Origin of the sequence: Myroides odoratimimus, from assembly GCF_038039805.1 — a bacterium.
GTDB lineage: Bacteria > Bacteroidota > Bacteroidia > Flavobacteriales > Flavobacteriaceae > Flavobacterium > Flavobacterium odoratimimum_B.
Genome location: NZ_JBBPHK010000019.1, coordinates 52,985 through 66,370 on the forward strand (window position 1 = coordinate 52,985; position 13,386 = coordinate 66,370).

Genomic DNA, 13,386 nt, shown 5'->3' on the forward strand with positions numbered 1-13,386 from the left:
CATAAAAAGAATGTTCTCTTATATAAATTGTAAATTTATATGTTGTAGGAGAACTTTTTAAATGTTAGTTGTTATAAATTAACACATTCATTTTTGTTAACATAGATTCTGCATCATTGTTATATCCTCCATAGTTAGTTGGAACTTTATTAATAACTAAATCTGCTCTCCATGAAGCAAATGATACGTGAAATGTATAAGTTCCTGGATCTAAAGTAACACTTTTCAATAACGTTGCAGGAATAGGTAAGTTAACAAGGTTAGTTGCAACCGTTCCACTCTGAGTATCTGCAATAGCTGCATAAGCAGAAGATATCTTTACATTATCTTGATAGAGTTCAAATACTCCTTGCCCAGAACCAACAGTTCCTCCTCCAGGTTTAGAAGTATAACCTGTTACTGTAAAAAAAAGAGTTTGTTTAACAGTAGCTGTATATGTAAACTGTAATCCAGGTACTTTTCCTCTTTCCCCATTCTTTACAGTAAGTTCATCAGTTCCTTGAATATAAATTGTTTTTGCAAGATTACCAGATATTTGATCAGGTTTAAGCTTCATTAAGGTACCATCGTCTAATATTATGACGTTTTCTGTTATTTCACCTGCAGTAGGATTGCTTAATCCTGTTATTTTTAAAGGAGTAGGAATGCTAGTAGAGATAGTGGTAGATTGGCTTAATGCTCCTCCTAACTTTACAGTGTTATTATCAATATTTACTCCATTATCAGCTGTTATGCTTCCTAATTTTAACCATACATTACCATCGAAAAAGTAATAACCTTCACTGTTAATATTTTTAGTTTTAGGAGAGCTTGCTGTAACTGCTTTTGTTATGTACAATATTGAACCAGCTTGTTCAATATTGTATAATTGCTCTTTAGCTTTTAATTGATCTCCTGTTATTCTTGGTGGGATTAATCCATCTACTTTAGTTAAATTAGTAGGGTCCGAAGCGATATCAACTGTTGCATTAGGGGTAATTGTCCCAATACCAACATACCCATCTTTAGTGATTACAAAGTCATCTTTTGTCTGCTCAGCAGTTAACTGTTCAGTATTATTTTTTTTAGGATCTACGTGTAAAGGGTGTAATGGCAAATTAGTATTGATTCCTACTTGTGCAAATGATACATAAGTTAAAAGTAGAGGAATTGATAAAAGTAGTTTATTAGCTATCATTTTTTACAGTTTAAATAAAATTGCAGTTGTAAATATATTAAATTGATTTATATTAATCTGTTTATTTGTTAATTTATTGTATGTTGCTTTAGTTTGAAGTTATGATAAGTTATTAGTTATATTTTTTTAAGGCTAAATGTGTTATCAGTGTTTATGACTTAGTTAGAATATTGAGAGTTTATAATAAGAAGGTTTCTTTTTGAAGTGATACTTAGGCCTATCGATTTAGATGTAATTATCGAGATATTTTATCTTAAGAACAATAAAGACGCTATAAGAGAGTGGAGCAAGTAATTTTAATTAAGAATGTGCTTAAAATACTGATTTATGAAGTATTATAGCTGAATATATAAAGAAAAGATAGTTCTAATGAGCTATCTTTTTTTGTTTCTATGAAGTTGTTTTTTTGTGAAGTCGTGAAATCGTGAAGTCGTGAACTGTCAATTAACCATATCTCTAATTCCTATTACCCTATGCCGTAGGCAAACAACAGAAAAACACTATCACAGAAAACCACCCTCACAAAAAAACAAACCTACTATCAACTATCTTTTTTATTTAAGTTATTTTGATTCTATATCGAATGCTTTATCTTTGTGTCTTAACAACACAATCTAAAATATGCTAACAGAATTAAATGCTATTTCGCCTATCGATGGGCGTTATAGAGGTAAGACCAATGCACTAGCTAATTATTTCTCAGAAGAAGCATTAATCAAGTACAGAGTATTAGTAGAAGTAGAGTACTTTATTTCTCTATGTGAGCACAATGTTCCTCAATTAGCCAATGTCCCAAGTTCTATCTTTCCTGAATTGCGTAAACTGTATCAAGAGTTTACTACAGAAGATGCTTTGTGGATTAAGGAGATGGAGAAAACTACGAATCACGATGTGAAAGCAGTAGAGTATTTTCTGAAAAGCGCATTTGATATTCTAAAGTTAGAAGAGTATAAAGAGTTTATTCACTTTGGACTAACTTCTCAGGATATTAATAACACCTCAATACCTTTGTTGACTAAAGAAGCGTATGAGGATGTGTATAAACCATCTTTAGTAACGGTTATCAATAGATTAAAAGAGTTAAGCATAGAGTGGAAGGATGTACCTATGTTAGCACGTACGCATGGTCAGCCTGCTTCTCCTACACGTCTAGGTAAAGAGATTTACGTATTCGTGGAGCGTCTAGAACAGCAGTTAGCATTATTAGAGCAAGTACCTTTTGCAGCTAAATTTGGTGGTGCTACAGGTAATTTTAATGCACATCATGTAGCTTACCCAAAACAAGATTGGAAACAGTTTGGAACTGACTTCGTAGAATTGACTTTAGGGCTTAAGCATTCTTTCCCAACTACACAGATAGAGCACTATGATCACTTCGCGGCATTCTTCGATGGATTAAAACGTATTAACACGATACTAATAGACTTAGATAGAGATATCTGGACGTATGTATCGATGGATTACTTTAAACAGAAGATTAAGGCAGGAGAAATAGGTTCTTCGGCTATGCCTCATAAAGTGAATCCTATTGACTTTGAAAACTCAGAAGGAAACTTAGGTATCGCTAATGCAATCTTTGAACACTTAGCAGCTAAGTTACCGATATCACGTCTTCAACGTGATTTGACTGACAGTACAGTATTGCGTAACGTAGGAGTACCTTTTGGACATACGCTTATTGCATTTGAGTCTACACTAAAAGGATTGAATAAGTTATTGCTGAATGCAGATAAGTTTGCTCAAGACTTAGAGAATAACTGGGCTGTAGTAGCAGAAGCTATTCAGACTATCCTAAGAAGAGAAGGATACCCTAATCCGTATGAAGCTTTAAAAGATTTAACTAGAACGAATACAGTGATTAATAAAGAATCAATGCATAATTTCATCGACACGTTAAATGTATCTGATGCGATTAAAACTGAACTTAAAGCAATCACACCAGCTAATTATTTAGGAGTAGATATTCTGTAATAAGAATTTATAATAAAATGAATAAGCGAGTCTTTCGAAAGAAAGACTCGTTTTTTTATTTAATGATTAGAACACTGTTTCTAGAATAGATAAATAAAAAACGGGCTACCCTAAGGCAGCCCGTTTCTATATATTGAATAATCTAATTCTTATAAGTGGATTACTTCACCGTAAGCATCAGCTACAGCTTCCATCACAGCCTCACTCATAGTAGGGTGTGGGTGCACAGCTTTAAGGATTTCGTATCCAGTAGTTTCTAATTTACGAGCAACTACAGCCTCAGCGATCATATCTGTAACACCAGCTCCGATCATGTGGCATCCTAACCACTCACCGTATTTAGCATCGAAGATAACTTTAACGAATCCATCAGGAGTACCAGCAGCTTTTGCTTTTCCAGATGCAGAGAATGGGAATTTACCTACTTTAAGTTCATAACCAGCCTCTTTCGCTTTAGCCTCAGTCATACCTACAGAAGCGATCTCTGGAGTAGCATAAGTACATCCTGGGATATTTCCGTAATCTAATGGCTCTACATGGTGTCCAGCGATTTTCTCAACACATAAGATACCTTCAGCAGAAGCCACGTGAGCTAACGCTTGTCCAGGTACTACGTCACCGATAGCATAGTATCCAGGTACGTTAGTTTGGTAGAAGTCGTTTACTAAGATTTTATCTCTATCTGTAGCGATACCTACTTCTTCTAATCCGATGTTCTCGATATTCGTTTTGATACCTACAGCAGATAATAAGATATCAGCTTCTAATACCTCTTCACCTTTAGCTGTTTTTACATATGCTTTTACTCCTTCACCTGTAGTATCTATACGCTCTACAGAAGAGTTAGTCATAATGTTGATACCATTTTTCTTTAAAGAACGCTCAAATTGTTTTGAGATATCTTCATCCTCTACAGGAACGATATTTGGCATAAACTCAACAATAGTTACATCAGTACCCATTGATTTATAGAAGTAAGCGAACTCCACTCCAATAGCTCCAGAACCAACAACAATCATTTTCTTAGGTTGTTGAGGTAATGTTAGTGCTTGTCTGTATCCGATTACTTTTTTACCATCTTGAGGTAAGTTAGGTAACTCTCTAGAACGAGCACCTGTAGCGATGATAATATGGTCAGCAGATAGTTCAGTTACTTTTCCATCTTTGTCAGTAACGTCTACTTTCTTACCTGGTTTTACTTTTCCGAATCCGTCGATAACTTCGATCTTATTCTTTTTCATTAAGAATTGAACTCCTTTGCTCATTCCTTCAGCTACGTTACGAGAACGTGCGATAACAGCATTGAAATCTTTATCTACATCACCATTGATAGTCAATCCGTAGTCAGAAGCGTGTTTAAGGTACTCAAACACCTGTGCCGATTTAAGAAGAGCTTTCGTTGGGATACATCCCCAGTTTAAGCAGATACCTCCTAAATTTTCTTTTTCAACAACTGCAACTTTAAAACCTAACTGAGAAGCTCTAATCGCAGTAACGTAACCTCCAGGGCCACTTCCTAAAACAATAATATCGAATTTCATATATCTATATATTTCTATATTTTATGCTACGAAAATAATCATTTATTTCTGTTATTGAAACTTTCAATACGAAAAGTTGATAGGCTGTAACTAAGGTAATTGCAAGGAGTGTAGCTTATTTGGCTATTAGGACGTGACAATTATTATCAAAAAGGCAATATTGTTGATAATCTTTTAAAAAACTAGGATAGAATAGTGTCCTAAAAAATATTGAAATTTTAGAACAAAAGTATTTATACTCTTCGGAAGTTTTAGTCTAATTCATTTTGAGTAGTGAAGCCATCTTTATAATGCATAATAAAAAAGCGATAGATGTGAACCTATCGCTTCTGTATATTGAGCTATATTTGTTTGTTAAACTGTGACTCATGTAGATTTTTATAGTATCCGTTTTGGATTTCTAATAGGTCTTTATGCGTTCCTTTTTCTACTATTTTACCTTTGTCCATTACGATGATTTGATCAGCGTTTACTATCGTTGCTAATCGGTGTGCTATAATGATAGACGTCCTATCTTTAGTCAGATAGTCAGTCGCTTTCTGTAATAACTCTTCTGAATGCGTATCGATAGAAGAGGTGGCCTCATCTAGTATCAGAATACTAGGGTTACTAACATACGCACGTAAGAAAGCGATCAGCTGACGCTGTCCAGATGATAGCATGACACCGCGTTCTTTCACATTATAATCATACCCACCAGGGAGTTGTAAGATGAAGTCGTGTATCCCTATTTTCTTAGCAGCTTGGATGACAGTCTCTCTTGTGATGCTCTCATCGTGTAGCGTAATATTGTTATATATCGTGTCACTAAATAAGAATACATCTTGAAGTACTACTGCTACTTGTTTGCGCAGTGTAGCCAGTTTATAGTCATTGATATTAATACCATCGATACAGATCGTACCACTGTCTATATCGTAGAATCTATTTAGTAGATTGATGATAGTAGACTTACCAGCACCAGAACTTCCCACGATCGCAATAGTGCTACCAGGTGCTATATCTAGGTTAATCCCTTTCAGTACTTCTGTTCCTTCGATATAACTAAAGCGAACATCTTTTAGCTCTATTTTACCGTCAAACTGTGGAGCAGTTACTGTTCCGCTATCATCTATTTGTTCTTCCGTTTCTAATACTTCGAATACACGCTCTGCTGCGATAATCCCCATTTGCATGACATTAAACTTATCAGCTATCTGTCTCAATGGGTTAAATAGCATGGTGATCAACATCGTATAAGCGAATAAATCTCCGAAAGAAGTTAGGTTGTCTCCTTGCACGATAGACATCCCTCCATACCAAATCACAAAACCAAGTGTAAGTGAAGATACGATATCTGCTATCGGAAAGAAGATAGAGTTATACAGAATATTCTTTAGCCAAGCTACATTGTGCTTATGGTTAATCTCCTTGAATTTTTCGTATTCTATTTCTTCTCTCGTAAAGAGTTGTACGATCTTCATTCCCGTTAATCGCTCTTGTACGAATGTATTTAGATTAGATATCTGTGTACGTACTTCTTGGAACGCAGTTTTCATGTGTCGTTGGAACTCACGAGTAGCATATAATAGAATAGGCATAGCTATCAGTACGATACAGCTCAACTTCCAGTTCATATAGAACATGATACACAGTACCACGAACATCTTTAGTAAGTCACTGACGATCATAAAGAGCCCTTGACTGAAGATACTAGCGATAGATTCTATGTCAGATACTGCACGTGTCACTAATTTTCCTACGGGTTCGTTATCGAAATAACGCATTCTGAAGTTGATGATTTTATCAAATAGTTTCTCTCGAATGTCTTTTACGATATCCTGTCCTAACCAGTTCGCCCAATAGGTAAAGAAGAATTGTGAAGATACTTCTAGTACGAGTACTAATCCCATCAGTAGGATATAGAGTAAGAGTCCAGATTGATCTTGTTTCTGTACGTATTCGTCTACAGTTATCTTTAGCATATACGGACGTATGGCAGCGAATATAGAAAGGGAAATCGCAAATACAACTACCCAATTAAATCGCTTTTGATACGGCTTAGTATATTGTAATAATTTCTGTAGAGATAATGATTTTAGTTTTTTCATAAGTAAGGGTAACTAACTTGAGTTAAATAAAGACCTTTTCCAGGTACAGAAAAGCCAGCTTTGCCTCTGTCTTTACTTTCTATTATCGTTCTGAAGTCATCTAGTGTTATTTTTTCAAGTCCTACATTGACTAAGGTACCCACTATCGCTCTGACCATATTGCGGAGGAAGCGATTAGCAGATATGGTGAATACTAGTCTGTTATCAGGTAGAATGTCCCAATGTGCTTTATAAATAGTACAATTAAAGGTGAATACATCTGTATGTGTCTTAGAGAAACATTCAAAGTCTTCATACTCAAATAAGATTTGAGCAGCTTGATTCATTAATGCTACATTCAGTGGTCTAAAGTGGTAGTAGCTACCCGCGTTACAGAACGCATCTTTATACTGATGAATGTGATACTCGTAGGTACGTGCCGTCGCATCGAAGCGTGCGTGGGCATCATCTGCTACGGTATGTATATTATAAATAACAATGTCTTCAGGTAAAAAAGAATTCATTCGTTGTACTAAAGAATCTTTGTCAAAAGGTAACTCGTGATCAAAGTGTGCATACATCTGCTTAGCATGTACTCCAGCATCTGTTCTACCTGCTCCCACTAGCTCTATAGTGGTGCGTAGTAGGGTAGAGATTGCTTTAGTCAGTACTTCCTGTACTGATATAGCATCAGGTTGTAATTGCCATCCGTGATAATGTGTTCCGTTATATGCGAATTCTAAAAAGTATCTCAATGTAATTCTCTTTGTTTTGTAAAACGCAAATATACTTTAAAATCGGGACTAGGTAGTTGATGTTATTATAAAATTAGGAACTCATATTTTGAATAGAAGAACAAATAATTATCAAGTAAAAGGGCTAGATGAATTGCTAATTCATGTTAGGCAAGAATAAAAATTAGATTTATTTAGAGCTATTATGATAGAATAATGATCGTAGTTTGATAGTATAGTGATCGCATAGTTTTATCCTTTTTTTATGCGACCACTATGCGATCACTATCCGACCACTATGCGATGACTTCAGAAAAAATCAATTTTTTGATCTTTCGTAATTGCGCGCTTAATGTTTATAACTATAGTGTTATCAGTGTATTAGACTGATATCTCTGATAAAATTATGTTGATTATAGCAGAAAGACTAACTCTATGGACAGGTCAATTAACTCTATACGAAGTAAACAACGTTAAAACCAAGAGATAGTTTAGAATAATGTTTATTTTTACGACTTGACTTGTTGTAACAAGTAATTAACCCAATTAACCTAACTATATTAATAATGAAAAAACTACTAGTATTACTGGGCTTGTGTATAGGCTCTTATGTACAGGCACAGGATTTTAATCAATATTTTGAAGACAAAACATTGCGTCTAGATTATGTATTCGGAGGAAATAACGAGAGACAATTTATTTTGTTAGATGAATTAATCTCTTTGCCTTCATGGGCTGGCCGTACACATAACTTAGGAGAGAATGCCTTAAAAGGAAATGGACAAGTGCGTGTATATGATGAGCAAACAAATACATTAATCTATACCAATAGCTTCAGTACACTATTCCAAGAGTGGTTATCTACAGAGGAAGCACAGAAGAATACAAAGAGCTTTGAGAATGTGTTTTTAGTACCGTTTCCGAAAGATAATGTGCGTATAGAGCTAATACTCTTCGATGCGGATGGAAAAGAAAAAGATAAATTAGTACACCATGTGGATCCTAAAGATATATTAATCCATACTAAGGGAACTAAAGACGTAACTAAACATGAATATGTACATAAAGCGAAAGATAACGCTAAGGCAATCAATGTAGTATTCGTAGCAGAAGGATTTAAAGAAGAAGAAATGGGGAAATTTATGGATGCTGTAAAGGTGTCTATAGAACAATTATTAGCGCATAAGCCTTTCGATAAATTTGCTGATAATTTTAATTTTATTGCTGTACAGAGCGCTTCTAAAGACTCAGGGGTAAGTGTTCCAAGACAAGGAGATTGGAAAAAGACAGCTGTAGAGTCTAATTTTGATACTTTTTATTCGGAGCGTTATTTGACTACGAATAGAATTAAGAAGTTACATGATGTATTGGCAGGTATTCCTTATGAGCACATCATCATTCTTGCAAATACAGATGTGTATGGAGGAGGTGGAATCTATAATTCGTATACATTGACGACTACAGGACATAAGGATTTTAAACCTGTGGTAGTACACGAGTTTGGGCATAGTTTCGCAGGATTAGCAGATGAGTATTTTTATCCAAATGATGTGTTGAGTGATTTGATTTCTAATCAGACGGAACCTTGGGAGCAGAATATAACTACGTTAGTAGACTTTGATAGCAAGTGGAAAAAAATGCTTAAAAAGGGAACTCCGGTACCTACTTTAGAAAAAGACAGTAAGAAATACCCGTTAGGAGTATATGAAGGATTAGAAGGACGCAAGGTGTATAAAGGTACATTAGACTGTAGAATGAAAACGAATCAGTACCCAGAGTTCTGTCCTGTTTGTCAGAATGCAATAGAAGAATTAATTTTGTTTTATACAGAGTAATCATAGTATAGCCTCTCACTAAGAGAGGCTATCTTATTATAAATAGATAGAGGTGAAAAAAATATTATTATTATCAGATACACACGGCACTATAGATGAGTCTATCCTGAAGTACGTCAGACAGGCAGATGAGGTATGGCATGCAGGTGATATAGGAGACTTAGTAGTGACCGATACCATAAAGGCGTTAAAACCGCTTAGATGCGTATGGGGGAATATAGATGGTAAAGAGGCTCGACTAGAATTTTCAGAAGAGTTATTCTTTGATTGTGAAGGGATGAAAGTCTATATGATCCACATAGGGGGCTATCCTGGGAAGTATAGAGCTCATGTAAAAGAGCGAATAAAGCTAGAAAAACCTGGCATCTATATCTGTGGGCACTCACATATACTGAAGGTACAGTATGATCAGATGATGGGAGTACTTCATCTAAATCCTGGTGCTGCCGGTATAAGTGGTTTTCATCAGGTACGTACGATGTTGCGTTTTGTGATAGATAATGGAACTATAAAGGATATGGAAATTATCGAATGGCCTAAAAACAAAAAAGCCGAACTCATATAGGTTCGGCTTTTTTAACGCACTAATAAACTAAGATGTTAGGTTTATCGTAAACGATCCACAGATTTTACGAGATCTTCATCCTTTTTAATGGCTCTGTTCGCTAAGACAAGGAACAGGATAGAAATAATAGGGAGGAACATCCCAATACCTTTCTCAGAAATAGCTTCCGCAGTTTCTCCAGATACTGTTAGTGTACGATATACAAATAATCCTAATAGTATAAAGTTTGATATTATATTCAATCTATTAATTACAAACTGTCTCTTTCTATTTTTATACCCCATAATAGCTACTACAGTAAGAGCAGTAGATAATCCAAATAGGATAGTAGATGAAGGCATCATCATGAAATAGATAGGTTCATTCGCACCATTTGTCCATAATGGGAAGAAAAAAGGTAGCACTCCCATAATGATAAAAACAAGAATCAAATAAACAGTCTGTATTCTCTGTAACATAATTGTAAAAATGTATGAAGTACAAAAATAGTGTTTCTTTTTTATAAAAACCTATTATTTATAAAATTTTATTCGTAATATTGCATCAGTACTGTCGTAAGTTCTTCATAATACGACAATTCTATTTTAAATTTCCATTCTTATTTAAAATTACACAACTCAATATTTTTATAATCTATAAACATTTATATGTTTGAAATTTCCGAACTAAAAAAAATGAAGGTCGCAGATCTTCAGGAGATTGCTAAAAAAGCAAAAATTGCTAAGGTGGCTTCTTTGAAAAAAGACGAACTTATAGGGCAGATATTAGAACATCAACAAGCGACAAATGCAGAGGGAAAAAAAGCACCTGTAAAAGCTAAACCTGTGGATAAAGCTCCTTTAGAGGAAAAGAAGGCTCCTGCAGTGGCTAAAAAAGTAGCTGTAGATAATGCTAATAACGATGTAAAAACAGATAAAATAGCTAATCAAAATACAACTCCTACTACTGAGAAATCAAAAAGACCTAGACTAGGTAAACCTAATGAGGATGAGGGTAAGGTAGAGAGTAAAGTGGAACAGGCTTCTCGTGTTTTAGCTGATAATGCGCAACGCAAAACATCTCAGCACAGAAATGAAGAAGTTCCTGCGAAACAAGAACAAAAGAAAGAAACCGTAAGTGAATCAACTGCTGAAGAAAAAGTAGGTTCTACAAACGAAAATAGAAGGGATTTCAAAAAGAGACAACCTGAGAATAATAGACGTGATGGGCAAAAACGTGATTTTAAATCTCGTCAACAACAATCACAACCAAAGAATAATACTTCTACTGAAGGAGGTAATGTTACAGCAGTAGATAGAGAGCCTGTAACGAAAGAGGAAGTGTCTACTGTAGACAATACTGCTACGCAACAGTCTGAAAACGACAATCAAAAAAGAAATAACAATCAACAGAATAGAAATAATAACAACAAAAAGAATAATTTCAGAGAACCTGATTATGAATTTGATGGTATTATAGAGAGTGAAGGGGTATTAGAGATGATGCCTGATGGATATGGATTCTTGCGTTCTGCGGATTACAACTATTTATCTTCTCCGGATGATATTTATTTATCTCAGTCACAGATTAGATTATTTGGTCTTAAGACTGGTGATACAGTAAAAGGAGTGGTGCGCCCTCCAAAAGAAGGAGAGAAGTTCTTCCCATTAGTAAAGGTGTTAAAAATTAATGGTCATGACCCTCAGTCTGTTAGAGATAGAGTTTCTTTCGAGCATTTGACTCCTTTGTTCCCGAATGAAAAATTTAATCTAGATGCAAAGAGTAGTACTATTTCTACTCGTCTAATGGATATGTTTGCTCCTATCGGTAAAGGGCAACGTGGTATGATCGTAGCTCAACCAAAGACAGGTAAGACTGTTCTTTTAAAGGATGTAGCGAATGCTATCGCTGCTAATCATCCTGAGGCATACTTAATCGTATTGCTTATAGATGAGCGTCCTGAAGAGGTGACAGATATGCAACGTAGTGTGAATGCTGAGGTAATTGCTTCTACATTCGACGAACCAGCAGAAAGACATGTGAAGGTAGCTAATATCGTATTAGAGAAAGCAAAGAGATTAGTAGAGTGCGGTCATGATGTAGTAATCTTATTAGACTCTATCACGCGTTTAGCAAGAGCTTATAATACTGTACAGCCAGCATCTGGAAAAGTGTTAAGTGGAGGGGTAGATGCTAATGCATTACAAAAACCAAAACGTTTCTTCGGAGCGGCTCGTAATATAGAAAATGGAGGATCTCTTAGTATTATTGCTACAGCTTTAGTGGATACGGGATCTAAAATGGACGAGGTGATTTTCGAAGAATTTAAAGGTACTGGTAATATGGAGTTACAGCTAGATCGTAAGTTGGCAAATAAACGTATTTTCCCTGCGATAGATATTACTTCATCTAGTACACGTAGAGACGATCTATTATTAAACGAATGGGAGCTTAAGCGTGCTCTTATGGTTAGAAGATATATAGATGATATGAACTCTGTGGAGGCGATGACATCTATCATTGACAATGTGAAAAATACTACGAATAATGACGAGGTATTAAAAACATTAAGCAAGTAAAATAACCTGTATGTATATTGGAAAAGAGGACATTTATAATTTATAAGTGTTCTCTTTTTTTTATGATTAATTTCTTAAATATTATGTAAATGTGTAATTTTCAATATAAAATGTTTTGAGAATAAAACAAAAGTTGTTTCTTTGACTCAGTTTTAATGACAGAAGAAATGACGATGTAAAGAGAAGTCAGTAGTAGAATGCTGTATCGGTTTTTGTCTAGTTGTTTTTTGTCAGAGTATAGGGTGTAAAAGAAGAAGATTATGTATGAACTAACAATATTTATAGTAGTAGCTATACTTGTCTATTTTATCGTTAGAAGGTTTTTCTCTATTAAGCGTTTTAATACCAAGGAAGAATATCTTCAGTATAAACGGGAACAAGAGGAAATGTTGAGAGATGAAGAAGAGGAATGGGACGATGATTTAATCGATAAAAAGAGTTTTGACTTCTTATTTATAGGAGTTGTGGCAACTGTGTTATTTTTGGTCTGTGGTCTTTTTACAGGTAATCCATTCTATTTTGTTTTGATGATTTTCGTTATTACAGCGATATTATTCCTACATTTTTTACCGTCTAAAGGAGATTTTTAAAGTTTTATTTGTTTGTAATACTGTTTGTGGTATTAGATGTAAACTCACTTTTGATTTGTTTTTCTCTTATAGATTCAAATAAATATTACCTTAGAAATGAAAGAAGCTAAGGTTTTGGTAGAAAAGATCTAATAAAAGAGATGTTAAAATTATTTTTTTTCAAATCATTAAACGATTAATAGTAAGAAAGTTAAAAAATAGAGGTAAAAATTAATTGATATTTTTTCATTGCTGGGTTTGTATTTACAGAATATCGTCCTATATTTGCACTCGCAATTAAGCAATAGGCCACGTGGCGCAACTGAATAGCGCATCTGATTACGGCTCAGAAGGTTGCAGGTTTGAA

The 13,386-nt window shown here is 34.7% G+C and carries 10 protein-coding genes; 5 read left to right on the forward strand and 5 right to left on the reverse strand.

Going from position 1 to position 13,386, the window contains the following annotated elements:
* Positions 1-64: 64 nt before the first annotated feature.
* Positions 65-1,177, reverse strand: coding sequence for a hypothetical protein (locus AABL85_RS13655; protein ID WP_341310462.1), 1,113 nt, complete (start codon positions 1,175-1,177; stop codon positions 65-67).
* A 621-nt stretch (positions 1,178-1,798) separates the two neighbouring features.
* Here AABL85_RS13655 and purB point away from each other — a divergent pair.
* Positions 1,799-3,148 (forward strand): adenylosuccinate lyase, encoded by a 1,350-nt coding sequence (gene purB / locus AABL85_RS13660; protein WP_341310463.1) that lies wholly within the window; start codon positions 1,799-1,801, stop codon positions 3,146-3,148.
* Between the two features lie 149 nt (positions 3,149-3,297).
* On the opposite strand, the gene lpdA is transcribed toward purB, so the two are convergent.
* The 3 genes from lpdA to truA all read right to left on the reverse strand — a co-directional run bounded on the left by lpdA (position 3,298) and on the right by truA (position 7,513).
* On the reverse strand, positions 3,298-4,689 hold the full coding sequence (lpdA, locus tag AABL85_RS13665) for a dihydrolipoyl dehydrogenase (protein WP_006257123.1): 1,392 nt from the start codon (positions 4,687-4,689) through the stop codon (positions 3,298-3,300).
* A 341-nt stretch (positions 4,690-5,030) separates the two neighbouring features.
* On the reverse strand, positions 5,031-6,779 hold the full coding sequence (locus AABL85_RS13670; RefSeq protein ID WP_341310464.1) for an ABC transporter ATP-binding protein: 1,749 nt from the start codon (positions 6,777-6,779) through the stop codon (positions 5,031-5,033).
* A complete protein-coding gene (gene truA, locus AABL85_RS13675; RefSeq protein ID WP_286413971.1) occupies positions 6,776-7,513 on the reverse strand; it encodes a tRNA pseudouridine(38-40) synthase TruA in 738 nt (245 codons plus the stop codon). The genes AABL85_RS13670 and truA overlap by 4 nt, the downstream gene beginning before the upstream one ends.
* A 545-nt stretch (positions 7,514-8,058) precedes the next feature.
* Between truA and AABL85_RS13680 the strand changes: the two genes are divergently transcribed.
* Both AABL85_RS13680 and AABL85_RS13685 read left to right on the forward strand, forming a co-directional pair.
* A complete protein-coding gene (locus AABL85_RS13680; RefSeq protein WP_286413968.1) occupies positions 8,059-9,327 on the forward strand; it encodes a M64 family metallopeptidase in 1,269 nt (422 codons plus the stop codon).
* A gap of 52 nt (positions 9,328-9,379) precedes the next feature.
* Positions 9,380-9,892 (forward strand): metallophosphoesterase family protein, encoded by a 513-nt coding sequence (locus AABL85_RS13685; RefSeq protein WP_341310465.1) that lies wholly within the window; start codon positions 9,380-9,382, stop codon positions 9,890-9,892.
* A gap of 41 nt (positions 9,893-9,933) precedes the next feature.
* Here the strand turns inward: AABL85_RS13685 and AABL85_RS13690 are convergent, their stop codons facing one another.
* Positions 9,934-10,350: a DUF4293 domain-containing protein gene (locus tag AABL85_RS13690; RefSeq protein WP_286413966.1), complete on the reverse strand. Its 417-nt coding sequence runs from the start codon at positions 10,348-10,350 to the stop codon at positions 9,934-9,936.
* A gap of 189 nt (positions 10,351-10,539) precedes the next feature.
* On the opposite strand from AABL85_RS13690, the gene rho reads away from it, so the two are divergent.
* Positions 10,540-12,450, forward strand: coding sequence for a transcription termination factor Rho (gene rho / locus AABL85_RS13695; RefSeq protein ID WP_341310466.1), 1,911 nt, complete (start codon positions 10,540-10,542; stop codon positions 12,448-12,450).
* A gap of 260 nt (positions 12,451-12,710) precedes the next feature.
* The gene (locus AABL85_RS13700) at positions 12,711-13,040 is read left to right on the forward strand and encodes a hypothetical protein (protein ID WP_341310467.1); all 330 of its coding nucleotides are present in this window, start codon (positions 12,711-12,713) and stop codon (positions 13,038-13,040) included.
* Positions 13,041-13,386 lie beyond the last annotated feature (346 nt).

Bases quoted from the DNA above. Each gene is read 5' to 3' on its own strand.
- AABL85_RS13690 (WP_286413966.1), bottom strand. From the start codon at position 10,350: ATGTTACAGAGAATACAGACTGTTTATTTGATTCTTGTTTTTATCATT.
- rho (WP_341310466.1), top strand. From the start codon at position 10,540: ATGTTTGAAATTTCCGAACTAAAAAAAATGAAGGTCGCAGATCTTCAG.
- lpdA (WP_006257123.1), bottom strand. From the start codon at position 4,689: ATGAAATTCGATATTATTGTTTTAGGAAGTGGCCCTGGAGGTTACGTT.
- purB (WP_341310463.1), top strand. From the start codon at position 1,799: ATGCTAACAGAATTAAATGCTATTTCGCCTATCGATGGGCGTTATAGA.
- AABL85_RS13680 (WP_286413968.1), top strand. From the start codon at position 8,059: ATGAAAAAACTACTAGTATTACTGGGCTTGTGTATAGGCTCTTATGTA.
- AABL85_RS13670 (WP_341310464.1), bottom strand. From the start codon at position 6,779: ATGAAAAAACTAAAATCATTATCTCTACAGAAATTATTACAATATACT.
- AABL85_RS13700 (WP_341310467.1), top strand. From the start codon at position 12,711: ATGTATGAACTAACAATATTTATAGTAGTAGCTATACTTGTCTATTTT.
- AABL85_RS13655 (WP_341310462.1), bottom strand. From the start codon at position 1,177: ATGATAGCTAATAAACTACTTTTATCAATTCCTCTACTTTTAACTTAT.